The following is a 20,515-nucleotide window of genomic DNA, read 5'->3' as shown; positions in this document are numbered from 1 at the left end:
CACGGTTGATGAACACACCCGACATCGCTCTCCTCCCCGCGCCTCTGCGGGGCTCGCCGCGCCGCGACCGGAGCACGTCCGCGCGCGGCGCAGGCCTCCGCGCGGGCGTCCTCCTCCTGCGCTCCCTCGCGGCGGCGGGGGCCTTCGTCGCGGTCACCGCGCCTCCTGCGCGCGCCCTCGCCGAGGCGCCGAGCGCCGCCGGCGTCGAGCTCGTCGTCGATGGCGCGCCGTGGACGCTCGACCCCGACGCGGTGCGCGCCGCCGTCGGCCGCGAGCTCGGCACCAGCGTCACGCTGGCCGCCGCGGCGACCGCCGGGCGCCCCACGCTGGTCCTCCGCGGCGAGCCCGACGGCCGCGTCACGCTGAGCTACAGCGCCGCGGACGACCGCCGCATCGAGCGCACCATCGACGTCCCCGAGGATCCCGATCGCGCTGCCGAGGCGATCGCCCTGCTCGCGGGCAACCTCGTTCGCGACGAGGCGGCGGAGCTCGCGGCGGCGTTCGGCAAGCGCCCGCGCGAGACGACGCCGCCGCCGCCGCCGCCGGCGCAGCCGGAGCCCGCCGCGCTCCCTGCAGGCGCGAAGGCCGCGCCGCCGCGCGCCGCGCGCCCCGCGCCGTCCGCGCAGGCCAGGCGAGCCGCGCGCACCGCGCCCCCGGAGCCTCCTCGGTGCGAGCTCCCCGGCGCGAAGACCGTCCGCCTCGGCGCCGACGTCTTCCCGTTCGTCGGCACCTCGACCATCGACGGCGCGAACGTCGTCCGCCGCTACTCGCTGAACCTCGCCGGCGGGTACACGGCGGGCGTCACGGGCCTCGAGCTCGGCGTCGGCGTCAACATCGTCTCGTCGTTCTTGTGCGGCGCCCAGTTCTCGGGCGGCGCCAACCTCGTGCTCGCTCCGGCGCGCGGCGCGCAGCTCTCGGCCGGCCTCAACCTCGCCCGGGGGCTCTGGGGCGCGCAGGTCGGCTCGATCAACGTCGTCGCCGGCCCGGTCACGGGCGCGCAGGGCGGCGTGTTCAACCTCGCCGCCGGCGCCGTGGACGGCGCGCAGCTCGGCGGGATCAACGTCGCGGCGGGCGCCTCGACCGACCTGCAGATCGGCGTGGCCAACGTCGCCGTGAGCGACGCGACCGACGTGCAGGTCGGCCTCGTCAACCTCGGCGTGGGCGCGGCGACCGGCGTGCAGGTCGGCCTGACCAACGTGGCCGCCAGCCAATCGACGGGCGCGCAGTTCAGCCTCGCCAACCTCGCCGCGGGCGAGTCGACGGGCGTGCAGATCGGGCTCGTCAACGTGGCCACCGGCAAGGTGGAGGGGATGCAGATCGGGCTCGTCAACTACGCCGACGAGTCGCCGTTCTCGTTCGGGCTGCTCAACGTCGTCCGCAACGGCCGCCTCCACCTCGACGTGTGGGGGCTCGAGTCCGGCATCGTCATGGCCGGCCTCAAGAACGGGAGCGACCACTTCCACAACATCTACGGGATCGGCATCCGCATGACGGGCGACCGCCCCCGCATGGTCCTCTCGCTCGGCCTGGGCGGCCGCATCACCCTCGGCGAGCGCCTCTACGCCGACATGGACCTGCTCGCGTACTCGCTCCACGAGCCCTCGTCGATCAACACCTCGGCCGCGCTGATGCAGGCGCGCGCGGTCCTCGGCGTCCGCGTCTTCCCGGAGCTCGCGGTCTTCGGCGGCCCCAGCTACAACGTCGCGTTCGGCGACACCGCCGAGGACGCCCGGCTGAGCCCCTACGGCAGCGTCCCCCTCGGCATCGGCGACTCGGACGCCCAGCGCCGCTGGCCCGGCGTCGTGCTCGGCGTCCAGGCGTTCTGAGCCAACCGCTGCGCTCGCTCGCGGGGTGGGTTGACGGACGCGTGAACGAATTTACTTTCCGTTCATCGATTCATGGAGCTCGCCCGAGCGGTTGCTCGCGGCGGTCTACGTGAGCGTTCGATCCGCGTGCCGCGCGCTGCCTGACCGGCAGGGGCGCGACGCGCCGTACTACCCGTCCACCGAACCGGCAGGGATGGCGCGAGCCGACCGCTGCCCACAGGAGTTCGCATGAGCCAGCTTCGCAGCGGCGCCAGCGCGCCTCGTTCTCCGTTCCCTCTGCTCCCGCTCCGCACGGGCGTGCTCTTCCCGGGCACCGTGCTCACGCTTCCGGTGGGCCGCGCCCGCTCGGTGGCGTTGCTCGCCGCGGTGCACCCCGGCGACGTCATCGGCGTGATCGCGCAGCGCGATCCGAAGCGCGAGGATCCCCGGCGCGAGGACCTCCACGACATCGGCACGTTCGCCCGGATCGTCGACGTCACGCGCGTCTCGAACGGCTACCGGCTGGTGATCGAGGGGCTCGATCGCTTCGCCCTCACCTCCCTTGTCGAGGCCGAGCCGACCTGGCGCGCCGAGGGGACCCTCGCGCCCGAGTTCCCCGGCGACGCCGAGGAGGCGCGCCTGCTCGCCGCGTCGCTGCGCGAGCGTGCCCGCGAGCTCGGCCCGAGGACCGCGACGAACCTCGCCGAGATCGCCGCCGCGAGCCGGGCCGAGCCGGGCCTGTTCGCCGATCAGGTGGCCGGCGCGCTGGGCCTCCCGACCGACAAGGAGATGGAGGTGCTCGCCGAGCTCCGCGTCGTCCCGCGGCTCCGGCAGGTCGCCGGCCTGCTCTCCGAGGCGGCGGCGCTCGCGGATCTGAAGAAGAAGATCGACAGCGACGTGCGTCGCGAGCTCGGCAAGGGCCAGCGCGAGGTGATCCTCCGCGAGCAGCTCCGGGCCATCCAGAAGGAGCTCGCGGGCGGCGAGCAGGGCGAGGACGAGCTGTCGCTCCTCCGGCGGCGCCTCGACGAGGCCGGGCTCTCCGAGGAGGCGCGCGCCGTCGCCGACCGGGAGCTCCGGCGGCTCGAGTCGATCGGCCCGCAGGGCGCGGAGCACAACGTGATCCGCACCTACCTCGAGTGGATCGCCGATCTGCCGTGGAGCGCGACGGCGGAGGTCAAGGACGACCTCGACGCCGTTCAGGCGAAGCTCGACGAGGATCACCGCGGCCTCGACGACGTGAAGCGCCGCATCCTGGAGCACATGGCGGTGCTCAAGCTGACCGGGAAGGCGCGCGCCACGATCCTGTGCTTCGCGGGCCCGCCCGGCGTGGGCAAGACCTCGCTCGGCCAGTCGATCGCCGACGCCACGGGCCGCCCGTTCGTGCGCATCTCGCTCGGCGGCGTGCATGACGAGGCGGAGCTGCGCGGCCACCGGCGGACGTACGTCGGCGCGCTGCCTGGCCGCATCGTGCACGCGCTGAAGAAGGCCAAGGTGAGGAACCCGATCGTGCTCCTCGACGAGGTCGACAAGCTCGGCGCGGGCTTCCGCGGCTCGCCCGAGGCGGCGCTGCTGGAGGTGCTCGATCCGGAGCAGAACCGGACGTTCGTCGATCATTACATGGAGCTCCCGTTCGATCTGTCGGAGGTCGTCTTCCTCTGCACGGTGAACGATCTTGGCGCGCTCTCGGCGCCGCTCCGGGACCGGCTCGAGGTCATCGAGCTGTCCGGCTACACGCCGGACGAGAAGATCGCGATCGCGCGGTCGCACCTCGTCCCGAAGCAGCTCAAGGAGCACGCCATCGATCCGGGGTCGCTCTCGATCACGGACGAGGCGCTCGCGGCGATCGTGCGTGACTACACGCGCGAGGCCGGGGTGCGGCAGCTCGGCCGCGAGATCAAGAAGCTCTGCCGGGCGGTCGCGCTGGAGATCGCCCGCGCGGCGGACGGCAAGGTGTCGCGCCGGGTGATCGAGGCGCGCGATCTCGGCGCGTACCTCGGCAAGGTGCGGTTCTTCAGCGACGTCGCGGAGCGGACGAGCGTGCCTGGGGTCGCGACCGGGCTTGCCTGGACGCCGGTGGGCGGGGACATCCTGTTCATCGAGACCTCGCGGATGCCGGGGAAGGGGAGGGTCGAGATCACGGGCCAGCTCGGCGACGTGATGAAGGAGTCGGTGAAGGCGGCGCTCACCTATGTGCGCAGCCACGCCGGCGAGCTCGGCGTCGACACGGCGAAGCTCGAGACGGAGGACCTGCACATCCACGTCCCGGCGGGCGGCGTGCCCAAGGACGGTCCGTCGGCGGGCGTGACGATGTTCACGGCGCTCACCTCGCTCCTCTCCGGCCGGCGCGTGCGTCCGGACACGGCGATGACGGGCGAGTGCACGTTGCGCGGCCGGGTGCTGCCGGTCGGCGGGATCAAGTCCAAGGTGCTCGCGGCGCACCGCGCCGGGATCACGCGGGTCATCCTGCCGCAGAAGAACGCGCGCGACGCCGAGGAGATCCCGAAGGAGGTGCGGTCCGAGCTCGAGCTCATCTTCGTCGAGGACATGAGCCAGGTCATCGCCGCCGCGCTGGAGGAGGCCCCGCTCGTTGCCACGGGCGCCCCGGCGAACGTGACGGCGGCCGAGCCGGCGGCGGCCGCGTAGGGTAGGGGAAGGGGGCTGCGCCGAGCCGCGCGCGCCGGGGGGGGCGCGCGCCGCCGCGCACAGCCCCCCCGACGGCGCTCCCGTTGTGCCGTGGGCGTCGTTGCTTCGTGGCCCGGCTTGATGAGCCGCTGGGCGCCTAGCCGAGTGCCCGGGCCAGGGATCGTCGTGGATGGCGAGCGGAACATTCACGGCTTTCTGTGCCGATGCCACCTTGTCCAGGATCCGCGACAGTAGCCGGGTACGGAGAGGTCGCCTGCACCCCGGTCGCTGCCGAACTACGCACCCGTGTGATAGAACCGTCTCATGGCCACCGACCGAACAACCAGCTTTCGCGAGGATCCGCCCGAGCCGAGCCCGCCGCAAGAGCCGCGTCCTGTGGCCACTGATCGAAGAACCCGCTTTCGCGAGTACATGCGCCGGCTCGACCCCACCGGCGATCCCGCGCAGGCGGTCGCGAGCGGATTCTATGTGAGACCCCCCAACGCGGTGAGCCGACGCATCGCGACCCGCATCGAGCTTCTCCCCGCCAGCAGCCACCTCCTGGTCGGCGGTATCGGCTCGGGCAAGACCACGGAGATGATCGTCATCGAGCGCGAACTCGCCGAGATTGACGTTGATAACCTGCTTCCGGTCCGCGTCGATGTGCCCAGCCGTCATCGGATAGACAAGCTCGAGCCTGGCGTGCTGGTGGCGATTGCCGCCGCGGAGGCGTGCACGGAGCTCTCGCTGGAACGCGAACAGGGGCTCACGGTGGAAGCCCAGGTCGTCGAGCAGGCTCACCAGATCTCGATGATCATCAAGGGGTACTGGACCGATGATCCGCACGAAGACCACAATCCCTACATCGATACCTGGATCAAGGGCATCCTGGAAGCGCCTCAGCCCTCCGAGGATGTGAAGACGGTGACCGAGGCGCTCCGTGTGGTCCATGGGGCGCTCAGGAGAAAGCTGGTGATCCTCTTCGACGGGTTGGATCGCGTCACCGATGTCGCGCGCGTTGCGTCCGTGCTCGCAGAGGACGTACCCGCGATGGGCCGCGCAGGCATCGGGCTCGTGGTCGTCGGCCACCAGCATCTTCGCTTCGGCCCCCAGCGATTCGTCGAGCAGCAGTTCGAAACGGTGCACCTGCACGGGGCCGCGAGCGTTGACACGCCCGAGGGAGAGACCTTCCTGAAAGAGGTGCTCCGCACCCGCGTCGGCGGGGACGTCCTCCCACTGGAGTCGGCGGATGCACTCACCCGCTGGTCAGGCGGGCTCATGCGGGATCTGGTGGCGCTCGGTCGAGCAGCCTGCGCCGAAGCTTACGCGGACGGATCGGACACGATCCGGCCGGATCACATCAACATTGCTGCCGATCGTTTTGGTCGAGATCTCCTCCTGGGTTGTACCAGCGAAATGGCCTCTCGTCTCAGAGAGCTCCTTCCCAGGAAGTCTCTAATCTCGAAGGTCGCGCCGCGCTCCGGCGGCCTGCCGGCTTTCACTGTCGCGACGGATCTGGATCAAAAGCTCCTCTTGGAGCGCCTGATCATCGAGATTCCCGGGACTCCGATCCGTTACATACTCCATCCAACCATCGTGCCCTTGATTCCGGGGCTGGGTTCCACATGAGCGCGCTCGGGGTGGCAGAGCTCGCCGATCGAACCTTGCTGGAGCCAGGGGGCTGGTCTGTGGTGGTGGTTGAAGAAGCGCGCATCGACGCGACCACGCGGATGCTGGAAGAGGAGTTGATCTTCGGAATCGAGGAAGAGGGGGTTGGAAGCGTTCGCGTCTTTTCGGAGCGCTACACCGCGCCGGCGCTCGTCGAAGCGCTCGCCTGCATGACGCCTGAGGATGTCGCCTTGTTGCCGTTGTCCGCGGACGTCATCGTGCCCGTGTCCCGCGCTCTGGATTACGAGCGCGCGCGGCTTTCTGGGCGCCCGCGAGGCGTGATCATCACCTCCGAAGCAGGGTTGCGGCTGCTCGCAGCCGAGGCCCCCAGCTTGTGGAGCTGGGTGGGACCCCGGGTGTGGCACATCGATCCGCTCGCTGGGCAGCTCGACGTCGAGGCTCGGCTTTCCTCCCTCCGCCAAGGCAGGGGACTAACCGATGCAGAGGTGCTGCAGCGCGCCGAGGCCGGGACGCTCACGCTGGATCCTGTATTTGCAGAGTGGCTGGTTCTGCTTGGAAGGGGGGAGCTCCTTGGCCGTTGACGTGTCGCCCGCGGGCGCCTTGCAGCGCCGGGTGGATTTGCAGGCCCGGCTCTGGCAGGCTGCCCACACCACCTGTCGCGGTACCGGGAAAGATGCTTGTGGCAGACAGCTTCACCGCGATATTCTGAGCTATCTTCTCAAGGCGAGTGATCAGCGGATCCTCCGTGAATCGCCGGATGTGATTCGCAAGCACCTCCGCTTCATGGGCCCGGATGCTGACGGCTACTTTGGCGTCACCGTCGGCACGGTTCGCAACTTCAACCGCACGAGAGATCTCCCGCATTTCACTCGCCGGGACGGCGGCTGGTTCGACTTCCAGCTCCAGGTGAACGGCCAGGCCGAAATCATTGCCTACGACTTCGAGCTGCGCCTCCCGACCGACAGTGGATTCGATTTCCTGCGTTTCGATCTGAACCCGCACGGCCGGGGGCAGGATGACGACGGTCTTCGCTCCCACCTGCACCTCAACTCCGATGACGACGGCCTCGCCGCTCCTGCACCCGTGATGAGCCCCTTTGAAATCCTCGACCTCTTCTTGCATGGTCTCCGCAGGGGCGAGCGCGTCCGCCGGAGCCCCGTGGCGAGTGCCGGGCGGTGAGCGGGGAGGCGTGACAGCAGCTCATGGACGCTCGCCAGCACGTCCGGAGCCCGTGTCAGCACCCGCTGGTGCAGCTCCCCCGCGCTGCTGGCCGGGCTCCCCGAGCTGCTGGCATCGCTCCCCCGACCCGCTTGTGCACCCGCCCCGCCGCGCTGACCTGCTCCTCCGAGCTGCTTGTGCACCCGCCCCGCCGCGCTGGCCGCGCCCCCCGGCCCGCTGGTCCCGTTCCCCGGCTCCGCCGGGCCGCGTCCCGGGAGCGCTGGTGCAGCTCCCCGGCGACGCAACCGTGCTTTCCAGAGGTCGAGGGCCCGCTGGGCCGCGCCGAGCTCTGCTGTCGTGCTACGACCGCCCACTGGCCACGACGTTCACACTGGCCGCCACCCCACTGGAGGTAGGTTATGGGAATCGAACTCTCACAAGAGCAGCACACCGTCCTGAAGGAGACCCGCGCGGTCGGCACCCCCGCGGAGTTTCAGGCCCTCCTCGAACAGGCGCGCCCCGAGCTGGACCGCATCGTCCGCGAGGTCATGGAGCCGAGCCAGCCCATCTCGACCACCCTCACGGAGCTCCGGGACCTCTATCTGTCAGTCGTCCAGTACGAGGCGCCGCTCGCGAGCAAGGCGTACGGCCCCGAGCGCCGCGCGCTGCTCCGCGGCGCCATCCAGCTCCTCGACACGGCGAACCTCTGGTTCGGCGAGGGCAAGCGCACCGGCGCCTACCAGGTGCGCTCGATCGAGCAGGTGCTCAAGGCGAGCCGGCCCTGGCGCGCGCGGCTCAAGGCGTTCGCCGACCAGGCGTTCGTCTTCGAGCCGGACGTCGCGGAGCAGTTCGCCGACGTGAACTCGAGCGGCACCCTCGACGAGGAGGTCAGCGACCTCGGCATGCTCCTCCGGCTCACCAGGCAGCACCAGGCCCGCTTGGCTCAGGTCGGCCTCACCGACGACTTCCTGCGCGAAGGGAGCGTCCTGCTCGACGAGGTGAGCGGCCGCGATCTGCTCGGCATTCTCGGCCTGCGGAACCGTGAAGAGGCGATGGCGCTCCGCAACTCCATCGTGACCTACGCCACGCTGCTCGGGTACGAGGCGCGCGCCGCCGGCGTCAACGCCTGCTGGGAGATCCCCGAGGCGAAGCGCCGCTTCAGCGCCGCCTCGTTCCGCAACGCCCTGCGGAGACTCCGCCCGAAGCGCCGGGGCAGCGCCGCCGCGGAGCCCGACGCCGCGCCCGCCGAGGCCGCGCCCGCCGAGCCCAGGCCCGCCGAGCCCAGGCCGGTCGAGCCCGCGCCGGTCTGAAGCGACTCGTCTCTGGAGCGCTCAGCGAACGCGATAGATGCGGAGCACGGTGATCGCCCGCGCCTCACGATCGATCGCGAGCACCACGTCGTGGAAGCCCGCGCTGAGGAGGTGGTGAGGCGCCTCCCAGGCGAGCTCGCCCTCGCCCGTCTCCGCGAAGCGAACGACCGCCCGGTCGATCATGAAGGCCGAGTGCATCGGCAGGCGGTAAAACGTGACCAGGGCGGGGAAGTTCCAGACGACGCGGAAGCTCATTCGTCCTGCGCGCCGGCCAGCTCCTCCAGGGCCCGCGGCAGATCCTCGTGAGCGACGAGGCGCGCCCGCCCCGCCGTGATGTCGGCGAGGTCCTGCTCGAGCTCGGCGCGCTGCTCCGGCGTGAGCCTCTGTACACGCGGCGCGCGGTCGATGGCCGCGAGGATGGGGTCGCTCGGCGAGGCACCGGGGCGGGTGGGCATGGGTTCAGCCTGGATCGGAAGGGGGCAGGGGAGCAAGCGGCACGAAGCCAAAGGGCGGCCATCCCCCCTGGTGGCCGTCCCCCCCGGCGGCCGTCCCCCCTGGCACCGGGCCGCGCCGCGCCCGCGTTCCCCGCTCTAGAACAGCTCGCCGATGCGCCGGAGGAAGCTGCCGCTCGAGTAGAGCGCGCGCATGCCGCGCTTGAACCAGCCGTAGGACGACTCGGTGTACGGGAACCACGTCGGATCCTTCGACCCGAGCGCGATGCGGTCCGCGTTGATGTGCTTGACGTCGCACATCTGCCGGAGCCCGTCCTCGCCCATCACCCGGCCGAAGCCGCTCTGCTTGACGCCGCCGAACGGCGCCTCGGGGAGGGCGCCGTTCATGAGCACGTCGTTCACCAGCACGCTGCCGGCCTGCAGGCGCTCGGCGAGCCGGCGGGCGTGATCGGTGTCCGCCGAGAAGACGTACGCGTTCAGGCCGAGGTGCGACTCGTTCGCGAGCCGGATCGCCTCCTCCTCGGTCGCGACCTGCATGAACGGCACGACCGGCCCGAAGATCTCCTCGCTCATCACCGTCATCCCGTGATCGCAGCCGGCGAGGATCGTCGGCTCGAAGAACTGGCCCTGACCAGGCGCGCGCTTGCCGCCGGCCTTCACGCTCGCCCCCTTGTCGACCGCGTCCTTGATGTGCCGCTCGGCCACGTCGATCTGCGGCGGGAAGATGATCGCCCCCACGTCGACGAACTCCTTGCCCGGATCGCCCTGGTTCAGCCCCTTCGTGATCTCGACGGTGCGCTCGAGCAGGCGGTCGTGGATCTCGCGGTGCGCGTAGACCCGCTCCACCGCGACGCAGACCTGCCCCGCGTTCGCGAAGCCGCCGAACACGATCGCCTGCGCCGTGCGCTCGATGTCGGCGTCCGCGCACGCGATGAGCGGGGCCTTGCCGCCGAGCTCCATCACGCACGGGATGAGGCGCTCCCCGCACGCGGCGGCGACCTTCCTGCCGGTGCTCACGCTGCCGGTGAACAGGAGCATCTGGATGCCGCTGTCGATGAGCGCCGCGCCGGTCGGCCCGTAGCCGGTGACGACCTGGAAGAGATCCTCCGGCATGCCCGCGCCGTCCCAGATCTCCTTCTGCTTGAGCGCGATGAGCGGCGTCACCTCGCTCGGCTTGAGCACGGCCGCGTTGCCCGCGACGACCGCCGCGAGCACGTCGCGCAGCGCCAGCTGGAACGGGAAGTTCCACGGCGAGATCACGCCGATCACGCCGCGCGGGGCGTAGTGGACCCAGCTGCGCCGGTGCTTGAAGAGATGGAGCTTGATCTCGCGCGGCTCGAGCGCCTTCGCGGCGATGCCGGCGAAGTACGTCGCCATGTCGGCCGCGACGAGCACCTCGTGCAGGAGCGCCTCGTGCCGCGGCTTGCCGCACTCGCGCGAGAGCAGGTCGACGATCTCGTCGGTCCGGTCGACGATGGCGTCGCGGAAGCGGAGGATGCGCTGGCAGCGCTCCTCCACGGGCAGCGCGCCCCACGCCTCCTGCGCGCGCCGCGCCCTGGCCACCGCGGCCCGCACCTCCTCGGCGCTCGTGTTCGGGGCCTCCCCAAGGAGGTCCCCGGTCGCCGGCGCGTAGCTGCGGATCGTCGCACCCCCGTGCCCGTTCATGCCCGGACCGCTGCCGTTGCCCCCGATCGAGCGTTCGCTCACCACCTGACCCATGTTCGATCCCTCCGCCTGTCGAGCCCGCGTTGCTGCCGGATCGTCTCCGTGTCTCGCTGCTCGGCGCCCGGACCGTACCCTCCCAGCGAACGTACAGCAAATGAGCATTTGCGATGTTTCCCGATGATTCCCGACAAAATTGCGCGCGATCCGGCCCACGGCGCCCGCTGTTGCGTCGCGGACAAATGGTGAGCACACCGCGGCGGCGCCAGGGGGGGACCGGGCGGCGCGGGGCGCGCCGATGCGTCGGGCCGACCCTGGTTGGCGTCTGGGGCGGACTCTCGGCATGACGTCGGCGAGAGGAGCCGGTATACGCGGACCCTGACATGTTGGAACAACGAGAAGTCGATCTCATCGCGGCTGTCGAGCATCCGGATCCGCACCACGTGCTCGGCGCGCACGAGGAGGAAGGCGACCTGGTGGTCCGCGTCTTTCGCCCGGACGCCACCGAGATCGCGGTGCTCCCGGCCGATCCCTCGCTCCGGAGGCGGTCGATGGAGCGCGTCCACCCCGCGGGGCTCTTCGAGGCGCGCTTCCCCGGCGTCTCCTACCCGGAGGACGGCCGCTTCCGTTACCGGCTCGAGCTGCGCTTCCCGGACGGGAACGCCGCGGTGGAGCCGGATCCGTACGGCATGCCGCCCACGCTCGGGGACGTCGACCTCCACCTCCTCGCCGAGGGGAGGCACTGGGAGCTCTACCGCATCCTCGGCGCGCACGTGCGCGAGGTGGACGGCGTCTCCGGAACGGCGTTCGCCGTCTGGGCCCCGAACGCGCGCCGCGTGAGCGTCGTCGGCGATTTCAACCAGTGGGACGGCCGCCGCCACGCGATGCGCCGGATGGGCGAGGGCTTCTGGGAGCTCTTCGTCCCCGGCGTCGGCGAGGGCGCGCTCTACAAGTACGAGATCAAGACCCCGGCGGGGCACATCACCGCGAAGAGCGATCCGCTCGGCCAGGCGATGGAGCTCCGGCCGGCCACCGCCTCGCGGGTCACCACGAGCCGCTACACGTTCCAGGACGGCGCGTGGATGCGGGCGCGCGGCGAGGCCGACTCGCGCAAGAAGCCGATGTCCATCTACGAGGTCCACGCCGGCTCGTGGCGGCGCGTGCCCGGCGAGGGCCCGCCGTACGAGCACGGGATGCGCTGGATGACGTACCGCGAGCTCGCCGACCACCTCGTCGAGTACGTGGCCGAGCTCGGCTTCACGCACGTCGAGCTCATGCCGGTCATGGAGCACCCCTTCGACGGCTCGTGGGGCTACCAGGTCGCGGGCTACTTCGCCCCGACCAGCCGCTACGGCGATCCCGACGATCTCCGCTACCTCATCGACCGGTTCCACCAGAAGGGCATCGGCGTGCTCCTCGACTGGACCCCGGCGCACTTCCCGAAGGACGCGTGGGCGCTCGGGCGGTTCGACGGGACGGCGCTCTATGAGCACCTCGACCCGCGCCTCGGCGAGCACCGCGAGTGGAACACGTACATCTTCAACTACGGCCGGCACGAGGTGCGGAACTTCCTTGTCGCCAACGCCCTCTACTGGCTCGACGAGTTCCACATCGACGGCCTGCGGGTCGACGCGGTCGCCTCGATGCTCTACCTCGACTACGCCGCGGAGGGCCACGACTGGGTGCCGAACCGGTACGGCGGCCGCGAGAACATCGAGGCGATCGAGTTCATCCGGGAGCTGTCGAACCGGGTGCACGAGCGCTTCCCGGGCGCGGTGCTGTGCGCCGAGGAGTCCACCGCCTGGCCGTCGGTGACGCACGCGACGTACGTCGGCGGGCTCGGCTTCGACTTCAAGTGGAACATGGGGTGGATGCACGACACGCTCGACTTCTTCAAGCACGAGCCCGTCCACCGCGCCTTCCACTACCACCAGCTCACGTTCGGGCTCATCTACGCCTTCTCCGAGAAGTTCCTCCTGCCGCTGAGCCACGACGAGGTCGTTCACCTCAAGCGGTCGCTGCTCTCGAAGATGCCGGGCGACTACTGGCAGATGCTGGCCAACCTGCGCGCGCTCTACGGGTTCATGTGGGCGCACCCGGGCAAGAAGCTGCTGTTCATGGGCGGCGAGATCGGCCAGTTCGCCGAGTGGAGCGAGAAGACGGAGCTCGACTGGGGCCTGCTCTCGGTGCCTGCCCACGCCGGGCTCAAGCGGCTCGTGACGGACATCAACGCGCTCTACAAGAAGTACCCGGCGATGTACGAGCTCGACGACGAGCACCACGGCTTCCGGTGGATCGACTGCACCGACCACATGCAGACCGTGATCTCGTTCATCCGCTACGGGGACGGCGCGGGAGACCAGATGTCGCCCTCGGGCGTGCACGTGGTGTTCATCGGCAACTTCACGCCGGTCCCGCGCCACAACTACCGCATCGGCGTCCCGCGCCGCGGCGCCTACCTGGAGGTGCTCAACACCGACGCGACCGTGTACGGCGGCAGCGGCGTGGGCAACATGGGCCGTGTCGAGGTCGAGGACGTCCCCTGCCACGGGTTCCCGCAGTCGATCGTGCTGACGCTCCCGCCGCTCGGGGTGCTCTGGCTCGTCCCCGAGCACGACGCGCAGCCCTGACGCCTCCCCCGACGCGCTGCGAGGCGCCGGCCGTCGCCTCGCCGTCGGCCCCGCTCGAGGCCGGCCGCCTCGTCCCCATTGCGCCAAGCAGCTCGGCGCCGCGACCACGAGGCGAGCACGAGGTCATGTCCGTCCAGGTTGAAGCACTTCGCTGTGATTGCGCTTGTGCGCCGTTCTTCCTCGTCACGCACCCGGCCTGGTGGGCCGATATCGGAACCCCTGCCTGGTGCTCTCCTGGTCCTCCGACGTACGATGGGATGGGCAGGCTCGGATCGAGCAAAGGTGGAATGCTTCAATGGTGAGTGGCAACGGTGAGCTCCCTGGTCAGACGTGGGCGATGATGAGTCAAGGAGGTCCGTCGCGCTTCCGTTCGCAGATGCCGCCCGCGGCGTCGACCGGGCCTGAGTCCGTGCGGGGAGGCGAGATCCGCAGGGTCCTCGTCATCGACGACAACCCCGCGATCCACCGCGATTTCCAGAAGCTCCTCTGTCCCGACTCGGGGGCGTCGGCGGATCTCGACGCCCTCGACGCGGTGATCTTCGGGGGGGCGGCGGCCACCCCGAGGAGCACGTTCCAGGTGGACGGCGCCTGCCAGGGTCAGGAAGGCCTGGAGAAGATCCGGCGAATGCAGCGGAGCGGCCGCCCCTATGCGTTGATGTTCGTGGACATGCGGATGCCGCCGGGCTGGGACGGTATCGAGACGATCGAGCGGATCTGGTCCGAGTGTCCGGACATCGAGGCCGTGATCTGCAGCGCGTACTCGGACTACTCGTGGCACGACGTGATCCGGCGCCTGAAGCGGCCGGAGCTCCGGTTGCTGAGCAAACCGTTCGAGAGCAAGGACGTGCTGGAGCTCGCCTGGTCGCTCACCTCCCGGTGGCTCAAGCGGAGCGCGGCGAGGCGGTGAGAGGACCGCGCTGCGGGGGCGTTGACGCCCCGGGAGCGGTGTTTATATCCCTGGCGTGGGTTCGGCAGGGGTCCTGAGCCAGCGCCTCCACCTCGACACCGGTTCAACGGTACAGAGGGGGTGAGCTCCCCCTTACAGGCTCTGTCCGACGGCCTTGGCGCGTCCGACAGGGCCCCGCCTGGAGCTCCTCTGTCCGCCGGTAACTCCTGATCTGGCGCCCTCCGGCTCGGGGGCCCCTCCGAACCTGCTCCTGCGTCTCACTGCGCCTCGTCGAGCGGCGCCGTGTCACCCCGCCGCGACCGCCTGGGCAGCCACATGTCCACCGTCGAGACGACCGCCATGGCGCCGAGTGACAGCAGCATGGCCACGCCGGAGATCGGCATCAGCGCCGCGGCGCCGGGGGCGCTCCGGATGAGCCACGGCGCCGCCATGTGCAGCCCGCTCGTGACGACGGCCGCCACGACGCCCGCGGTGTGCAGCCACGACGGCAGCCGCGCGAGCAGCCAGAGGTGCGCGAGGATCAGCACGTAGACGGGCACGGAGAAGAGGTGGAAGTGGGTCACCTCGAGCAGCTTCCGCTCGGAGATCTGCTCGACAAGGACCCGCGGCGCCTCCGGCGCGCCGGGGAGCTCGAGCTCCGGGCCCAGATCGAGCGCCGGCCCCTCGGCCGCGGCGGGCGCCTGGGTCGGGGCGGGCGGCGGCGCGGCGACCGGGGCGCCCGCGTAGTACGCGGCCGCCCCCGCGTCCTGCACCATCGCCCCGTAGAGGCGCCACGACACGAGCAAACCGAGGAGCGACGCGAGCGTGAACGCCGAGTACAGGAGCTTCGCGCCGAGCGAGAGCGACCTCAGCCGCCCCGCCGCCGCGGTGAAATCTCTCACAGCGCGCCGCGCTTCAGCGCGAGCTGGAGGACGAGCGCGTCGCGCTTGACGCCGAGCGCGACGGAGCGGGACGAGATGGACGCGCCCGACACGATGTCGATGTCCTTGCCCGCGGTGATCGGGTCGCTCGCCGTCTTGCCGTGGAACTGGGCGCGGAAGCGATCGCCGCGGACCTCGTCGCCGTACGCCTCGCGGTACTCGAGGATCTCGATCCGCTCCACCGCGCCGGCCGTCGAGAACTTCACGGCGAAGTCGATCGGCTCGTGCATTCCCTTCTCTTCGTCCTTGATCGCGTAGCCGTCGGTCTTGCCGCCCGACTCCGCGACGTACACAACCCACTCGCGCTTGACCGGCGCGCCGAGCTTCTTGCCGACGTCCCGCGCCTCCACGTCGCTGAGGACGACCTTGCGATAACCGACCTTCTTCGAGCTCGCGAAGAAGCTCTTCAGGACGGCAGGGATCGTCCAGTACGTCGCGCCGTGGGCGGGGAGCGCCGCGAGGACGAACGCGAGCGCCGTGGCTGCGGCGAAGTGGGCAGCGCGGAGACCGGAAGGATGCATCAAGGCTCCAGCGAAACTGTCACTCATGAAAGTCAACGTCAACAGCGTTTGGCGCCTGGGTTTCGGTGCGTGCGGGCGCGCGCCTCAGTAGTCGCGCTCAGTTGCGCTCAGTTGCGCTCAGTCGCGTACCTGTACGTCCAGGTAGTTTTCGGCGTTCAGCACCCACGCCTCCGGGCTGCGGCCGGCCTCGACGTGGGCCACCGCGTCGGCCGCGATCGCGGCGCAGTGATCCAGGTTGCAGTGCAGGAAGAGCGCCTGCCGCCCGAAGGGGAGCGCGCCGAGCGCGGCGGCGCGGCGCATCGCCGCGCGCCAGCTCTCCAGCCAGCCGCGCCGGTAGAGCGGGTACACGCCCGGCACGAAGCGCTGGCGGGCCTCGATGGGGGCCACGCCGCGCGGGGCGATGCCCGCGCGCACGAGCTGGTCGAGCAGCACCTCGAGCGGCCGGCCCGAGGCGAAGTCGCGCCCGCGCCCCCAGGCGCCCTCGGGGATCTCGACGCACAGCACGGTCTCGCCCGGGCGGCGGAGATCGGGCGCGTAGTTCTGCAGCTCGGAGACGCGGCCGAACCAGAAGCGCGGGTCGGGGCAGTAGTACGTCTCCGGCGCGCCGAGCCGCGCGCGCGGGTAGGCGAGGTAGACAAGATAGAGGCCGCGGTGCTCGAGGCGCGCGTCGGGCACGAGATCCGCGAGGTCGCCCGCGAACAGGACCGGCGCCGCGCCGGCGCGCGCGGCCATCCCGGCCGGGCCGAAGGCGGTGCCGCACTCGGCCTGGACGCCGGCCTCCGCGAGCCGCGCCTCGAGGTACGCGATCAGCGACGAGATGCCCGCCGGCGGGTAGACGAACCGCGCGAGGTCCGCCGCGGCGCCGCCGCGGGCGCGGGCGAGGCCCTTGAACAGCGCGAGCGGGCTCGTGGTGCTGATCCGCTTCTTCGCGACGGTCTGCGAGAGCTCGGACGGCGGGATGCCCCAGACCTTCTCGGCGTAGGGCCGGTAGAACGACGCGTAGGCCGCGGCGCCGACGCGCTCGCGCACGAACCGCTCGAAGCCGACGTCCTCGCCGGCGATCGCGCGGTCGTGCTCCCAGCGGGTAAAGGCCGCGCGGCGGCCGCGCTGCGCCAAGAAGCCGAGGCCCATCGCGGCGCCGGCGCGGAGGCCGAGCGCGCGCAGCATCGAGGGGACGCTCGGGGGGTAGGGGACGTGGCGCTCGCCGAGCACGAGCACCCCGCGGCGCGGGCGCGACAGGAACGGGGAGCGCGCGTGCACCTCCCGGAAGAGCGGCTGCTCGAGCGCGGCGGGGTGGAGCCGGTGCGAGCCGAGGTCGCACGGCAGCCCGCGGAACAGCTCGGCGCCAGCGAGGCCGCCGGGGCGCGCGGCGCGCTCCAGGAGGCGCACGCGACGGCCGGCCCGCGCGAGCAGCAGGGCAGCGTACAGGCCGGAGATGCCGGCGCCGACGACGAGGCGCTCGGGCCCCGCGTCGTCTGGGCGGAGTGACATGGGGAGCCTCGGACGGCGCGCTCAGTACATGAACCCGAGCCCGAAGTTGAGCTGCGTCTGGTCGAACCCGAGGGTGCGGTCGCGCAGCTGGTAGTCGGCCTTCAGCACGACCCCCTGGGTCGGCCGGTACGAGGCCCCGAGCGTGATCTCGCGGACCCCGTACGAGGCGTTCGCCTTGTAGCCCTCCGGCACCGCCGACTGCGTGTCGTACGCCTCGAGGCGCGCGAACGGCAGGAGCTCGTGGCTCAGGCCGAGCGGGCGGAGCACGTCGTAGGCGGCCTCGACGTAGCCGCCGCGGATCCGGGTGGCGACGGGGCTCGTGGGATCGATGAAGTTGGGCGCGCCGCTCTCGTTGAACGAGACCATGAGGGCGCGCGCCTCGGGCAGGTGCCACTCGGCGAACAGGACCCGCGTCTCCAGGCCTCTCCTGCGCCAGCGCGCGTCGAGCGACCAGCCGAGGACCGGGATCGTGAGATCCACCGGCGTGCCGTCGCGGAGGAAGAATTTGCCGTCGCCGTTCGAGCCGGCGTCGCTCGCGTACACCGACGCGCCGGCGACGACCCCGAGGAGCGGCTCGGCCTCGACGCGCGCGACGCCGGCCCACGCGTTGGCGCGGGCGAGCCCGCCGCTCTGCCGGCCGCCGGCGAGGCCGCCGGCGCGGAAGGCGAGCGGATCGAGGCCGGTCATCGCGTAGGCCTCGAAGCGCAGCCAGTCGAGCGGCTGCCCGAAGGCGCCGACGGCGATCTCGCGCCACGTCGAGGGGATGACGACGGTCTCCACCTTCGGCCGGACCACGCCGTGGAACACAGGCGGCTCGTGCCACTGGTTGATGATCCCCATCGGGACGAGCACGAGGCCCGCGCGCAGCCCGAGCGCGCGGCCTGCTGCGTTCCATTCGAGGTAGGCCTGCTCCAGCTCCGCGGCGCCGGGGCAGCTCGCGCAGGAGAGCGAGTGCTCCACCTCGAGCTCGACATAGGACCGGATGTCGGTCGTGAACTCGTGCGCCACGAAGAGCACGAGCCGGGGGATGTCGGCGACCCACGCGCGCTCGCCCTCGCGGCCGGTCGTCGTGCCGCGGACGTGCACCTCGCCGTAGCCGCCGACGGAGGTGTTGCTCGCGCTCGCGCCGGCGCTCCGGAACCGCTGCTCGGTCAGTCCGCGCACGAGCTCGTGCTCCGGCGCCTGCCCGGCGCCGAGGCCGATGGCGGGCTCCCGGGGAGCCGGCGGCGGCGCGGCATGCTCGGGCGGGAGGTCGAGGACCGGGCCGTCCGGCGCGGGCTGCGCGGCGGGCGCGGGCTGCGCGGCGGCAGCGAAGGGCAGCAGCGCGCTGAGGACGACGCCCGCAGAGCGAGGCCACAAGGACGAGATTGCTTTCATGACGAGGACCGAGGGCCCGGCGAGGCGCTCGGCAGGGCGGGAGTCTTCGCGCCCTTGAAAACGGGGGTCAACCTCGTTTTCAGCGGGAGAGCGCGCTGCGCGGCGAGCGCGGGAGCGCTCGAGCCACCTCAGATCCACCGGGCAGCGCCTCGAGCAGGGCGAGGTCGCTCCAGAGCGCGTCGACGTAACGCGAGCGCGGGCGCGCGAAGCGGATCGAGATCGCATGACCGCGGCCGGCGAGCGCGTCGCGCGCCTCGGGCGAGAGCGCCTCGCTCGTGATGAGCGCGCCGCCCGGACCGGCCTGCTCGACGGCGCGGACGAGCTCGGCGTCGCTGCGGACGCGCACCGGCCGCCGGCCCGGCGCGCCCTCCTGGATCATCCGGTCGAGGTCGCGCGTGAGCACCGGGCGCTGCTCGGCGTGGGCGTCGCGGAGGAAGCCGACGATCGCGGCCGCGGGCGAGGGCGCCTGGTGCTCGCGCGCGAGGGCGATCGCGTCGACGAGCCATTGCGCCGCGAGCGCCGCGACCAGGGCGGCGGGCGCGGCCGAGCGGCGGGCGCGGTCGCGCGGCGCGCTCGCCGCCGGCGAGAGCGCACGCGAGAGCGCCGCCGCGCCGGCGGCCAGGGCGACGAGCAAGGGCGGGACGAGCGGGAGCCAGTGCCGCGGCTTGTAGGCGATGTTCTGCCCGAGGAGCGCCCAGACGAAATAGGCGAGCGCCGAGGCCCAGAGCTCGGGCTGGTCTCGCGCCGCGCGCGCGGCGCGCCGGAGAGGCGCGACGCGGAGCGCGGCGGCGGCGAGGAGCGCGATAAGGATCGGCGCGCCCAGCCAGCGCGCCGCCGGCGCGTCCGGCCACGCGCCGCCGAGGCCGTTGGCCCAGATCCCCCAGAGCACGCCGTGGAGCCGATCGGCCGGCGACGAGACGGTGATCGCCGTCCCTCCCCAGCGGGTGAAGTGCCCGAGCCCCTGGACCCACGTCGTCGCGACGAGGTCGCGCGGCGTCGCGATCAGCACGAGCGGGACGAGCCACGCGAGCGCGCCGGTCGCGAGGTCGCGGCCGCGCGCGAGCCACGCGAGGCGGCCGCCCTCGCTGCGGGCGATGACGGCGAGGCAGGCGAGCGCGAACGGGAAGTACGAGAGCCGCACGCCGAGCCCGACGCCGAGCAACACGAGCGCGCACGTGCGCGAGCGCGCGGCGCGCGCCTCGCGGGCGGCGATCTCGGGCGGCGCCGCCAGGGCGGCCTCAGGCGCGCGACGGAGGCCCCGCGCGCGGGCGCAGAGCCAGAGCGCCGCGGTCGTCACCGCGGCGCCGGCCATGTCGCTGAGGAGCTTCTCGGACGACAGCCACAGGAACGGCGAGGCGAGCGCGAGCACCCCGGCGAACACCGCGGCGCGCCGCCCGGCGACCGCGCGGGCGAGGAGGGCGGTGAAGGCGACGGTGGCCGCGCCCGCCGCGGCGCTGACGAGGGCGAGCGCGGCGCGCGGCGCGGCGCCGAGCAGCGCGAGCCCCTTCGCCGCGGCGATGAACACGGGATAGTACGGCGCGTGCGGGCGGAGCGCGGCCACGTCGAAGCGCTCCACGCCGAGCGCGAACCGGAGCGCGTCGATGTCCTCGTCGTGGTCGATGCGGAAGAGCAGGCGGGAGGCGAGCGCGGCGGCGGTGAGCGCGGCGAGCGCGACGACGTCGCGCCGCTCCTCCCTCACGAGCCCGAGCCGGAGCCCGAGCCTGGCGCGTGCGTCGGCGCGCCGCAGTCCGGCGGATCCGCGCTGGCCGCCCCGGTGCCGGTGGTCGCGCCCGAGCCGGAGCCCGAGCCGGGGAGCGGCGCCGCCGGCGTGTCGCACTGGTCGAACAGCTCTTCGCCCGCGTAGTCGAGGCACGCGGTCGCGAGCGACGCCAAGACGAACGTGACGCCCGCCGCCACGAAGGCGGTGCGCAGTGATGCCCAGGAGTCCAAGCCGATCACGCAAGCACCGTGCCGCCAGCGCAAATGCCTGTCAAGCGCGCGCGCTCCGCGGGCCGACCCGGTGTGGTGGTG

General features: G+C 71.9%; 17 protein-coding genes. 8 read left to right on the top strand and 9 right to left on the bottom strand.

Annotated features, from left to right (window positions below):
• Positions 1–8 precede the first annotated feature (8 nt).
• The 6 genes from WME75_RS23895 (at position 9) to WME75_RS23870 (ending at position 8,524) form a co-directional block, all read left to right on the top strand.
• Entirely contained in the window at positions 9–1,826 is a 1,818-nt protein-coding gene (locus WME75_RS23895) for an LA_2272 family surface repeat-containing protein (protein ID WP_437475646.1), read from the top strand.
• A 228-nt stretch (positions 1,827–2,054) separates the two neighbouring features.
• The gene (lon, locus tag WME75_RS23890; protein WP_437475644.1) at positions 2,055–4,448 is read left to right on the top strand and encodes an endopeptidase La; all 2,394 of its coding nucleotides are present in this window, start codon (positions 2,055–2,057) and stop codon (positions 4,446–4,448) included.
• Positions 4,449–4,751: 303 nt separating this feature from the next.
• Complete coding sequence (locus WME75_RS23885; protein ID WP_437475643.1) at positions 4,752–6,056, top strand: hypothetical protein; 1,305 nt, start codon at positions 4,752–4,754, stop codon at positions 6,054–6,056.
• Positions 6,053–6,637, top strand: a complete 585-nt coding sequence (locus tag WME75_RS23880; RefSeq protein WP_437475641.1) for a hypothetical protein — start codon at positions 6,053–6,055, stop codon at positions 6,635–6,637. Before WME75_RS23885 ends, WME75_RS23880 begins: the two co-directional genes overlap by 4 nt.
• Complete coding sequence (locus tag WME75_RS23875; protein WP_437475639.1) at positions 6,627–7,235, top strand: hypothetical protein; 609 nt, start codon at positions 6,627–6,629, stop codon at positions 7,233–7,235. Before WME75_RS23880 ends, WME75_RS23875 begins: the two co-directional genes overlap by 11 nt.
• 398 nt (positions 7,236–7,633) lie before the next feature.
• The gene (locus WME75_RS23870) at positions 7,634–8,524 is read left to right on the top strand and encodes a hypothetical protein (RefSeq protein ID WP_437475637.1); all 891 of its coding nucleotides are present in this window, start codon (positions 7,634–7,636) and stop codon (positions 8,522–8,524) included.
• 21 nt (positions 8,525–8,545) lie between these two features.
• Here the strand turns inward: WME75_RS23870 and WME75_RS23865 are convergent, their stop codons facing one another.
• The 3 genes from WME75_RS23865 to WME75_RS23855 all read right to left on the bottom strand — a co-directional run bounded on the left by WME75_RS23865 (position 8,546) and on the right by WME75_RS23855 (position 10,683).
• Positions 8,546–8,779: a hypothetical protein gene (locus WME75_RS23865; protein ID WP_437475635.1), complete on the bottom strand. Its 234-nt coding sequence runs from the start codon at positions 8,777–8,779 to the stop codon at positions 8,546–8,548.
• Positions 8,776–8,979 (bottom strand): hypothetical protein, encoded by a 204-nt coding sequence (locus WME75_RS23860; protein ID WP_437475634.1) that lies wholly within the window; start codon positions 8,977–8,979, stop codon positions 8,776–8,778. Before WME75_RS23860 ends, WME75_RS23865 begins: the two co-directional genes overlap by 4 nt.
• A 135-nt stretch (positions 8,980–9,114) precedes the next feature.
• Positions 9,115–10,683, bottom strand: coding sequence for an aldehyde dehydrogenase family protein (locus WME75_RS23855; protein WP_437475632.1), 1,569 nt, complete (start codon positions 10,681–10,683; stop codon positions 9,115–9,117).
• Between the two features lie 338 nt (positions 10,684–11,021).
• Between WME75_RS23855 and glgB the strand changes: the two genes are divergently transcribed.
• Positions 11,022–13,268, top strand: a complete 2,247-nt coding sequence (glgB, locus tag WME75_RS23850; protein ID WP_437475631.1) for a 1,4-alpha-glucan branching protein GlgB — start codon at positions 11,022–11,024, stop codon at positions 13,266–13,268.
• Between the two features lie 337 nt (positions 13,269–13,605).
• Complete coding sequence (locus tag WME75_RS23845; protein ID WP_437475629.1) at positions 13,606–14,175, top strand: response regulator transcription factor; 570 nt, start codon at positions 13,606–13,608, stop codon at positions 14,173–14,175.
• A 257-nt stretch (positions 14,176–14,432) separates the two neighbouring features.
• Here the strand turns inward: WME75_RS23845 and WME75_RS23840 are convergent, their stop codons facing one another.
• The 6 genes from WME75_RS23840 to WME75_RS23815 form a co-directional block, all read right to left on the bottom strand.
• Positions 14,433–15,056, bottom strand: coding sequence for a hypothetical protein (locus WME75_RS23840; RefSeq protein WP_437475627.1), 624 nt, complete (start codon positions 15,054–15,056; stop codon positions 14,433–14,435).
• Entirely contained in the window at positions 15,053–15,616 is a 564-nt protein-coding gene (locus tag WME75_RS23835; RefSeq protein WP_437475626.1) for an FMN-binding protein, read from the bottom strand. The genes WME75_RS23840 and WME75_RS23835 overlap by 4 nt, the downstream gene beginning before the upstream one ends.
• A gap of 117 nt (positions 15,617–15,733) precedes the next feature.
• Positions 15,734–17,107 carry a protoporphyrinogen/coproporphyrinogen oxidase gene (locus tag WME75_RS23830; RefSeq protein ID WP_437475624.1) on the bottom strand — a complete coding sequence of 458 codons (1,374 nt, stop codon included), beginning with the start codon at positions 17,105–17,107 and terminating at the stop codon, positions 15,734–15,736.
• Positions 17,108–17,128: 21 nt separating this feature from the next.
• Entirely contained in the window at positions 17,129–18,466 is a 1,338-nt protein-coding gene (locus WME75_RS23825; protein WP_437475622.1) for a hypothetical protein, read from the bottom strand.
• 97 nt (positions 18,467–18,563) lie between these two features.
• Entirely contained in the window at positions 18,564–20,183 is a 1,620-nt protein-coding gene (locus WME75_RS23820; RefSeq protein ID WP_437475620.1) for a hypothetical protein, read from the bottom strand.
• The gene (locus WME75_RS23815) at positions 20,180–20,443 is read right to left on the bottom strand and encodes a hypothetical protein (RefSeq protein WP_437475618.1); all 264 of its coding nucleotides are present in this window, start codon (positions 20,441–20,443) and stop codon (positions 20,180–20,182) included. Before WME75_RS23815 ends, WME75_RS23820 begins: the two co-directional genes overlap by 4 nt.
• Between the last annotated feature and the right edge of the window lie 72 nt (positions 20,444–20,515).

The sequence above is a fragment of the Sorangium sp. So ce1014 genome, assembly GCF_051521505.1.
GTDB lineage: Bacteria > Myxococcota_A > Polyangia > Polyangiales > Polyangiaceae > Sorangium.
This window is presented reverse-complemented; position numbering and strand designations above follow the sequence as displayed.

Coding starts and splice junctions, on each gene's coding strand:
- WME75_RS23895 (WP_437475646.1), top strand. CDS start 9: ATGAACACACCCGACATCGCTCTCCTCCCCGCGCCTCTGCGGGGCTCG.
- lon (WP_437475644.1), top strand. CDS start 2,055: ATGAGCCAGCTTCGCAGCGGCGCCAGCGCGCCTCGTTCTCCGTTCCCT.
- WME75_RS23885 (WP_437475643.1), top strand. CDS start 4,752: ATGGCCACCGACCGAACAACCAGCTTTCGCGAGGATCCGCCCGAGCCG.
- WME75_RS23880 (WP_437475641.1), top strand. CDS start 6,053: ATGAGCGCGCTCGGGGTGGCAGAGCTCGCCGATCGAACCTTGCTGGAG.
- WME75_RS23870 (WP_437475637.1), top strand. CDS start 7,634: ATGGGAATCGAACTCTCACAAGAGCAGCACACCGTCCTGAAGGAGACC.
- WME75_RS23865 (WP_437475635.1), bottom strand. CDS start 8,779: ATGAGCTTCCGCGTCGTCTGGAACTTCCCCGCCCTGGTCACGTTTTAC.
- WME75_RS23860 (WP_437475634.1), bottom strand. CDS start 8,979: ATGCCCACCCGCCCCGGTGCCTCGCCGAGCGACCCCATCCTCGCGGCC.
- glgB (WP_437475631.1), top strand. CDS start 11,022: ATGTTGGAACAACGAGAAGTCGATCTCATCGCGGCTGTCGAGCATCCG.
- WME75_RS23845 (WP_437475629.1), top strand. CDS start 13,606: ATGATGAGTCAAGGAGGTCCGTCGCGCTTCCGTTCGCAGATGCCGCCC.
- WME75_RS23835 (WP_437475626.1), bottom strand. CDS start 15,616: ATGCATCCTTCCGGTCTCCGCGCTGCCCACTTCGCCGCAGCCACGGCG.
- WME75_RS23830 (WP_437475624.1), bottom strand. CDS start 17,107: ATGTCACTCCGCCCAGACGACGCGGGGCCCGAGCGCCTCGTCGTCGGC.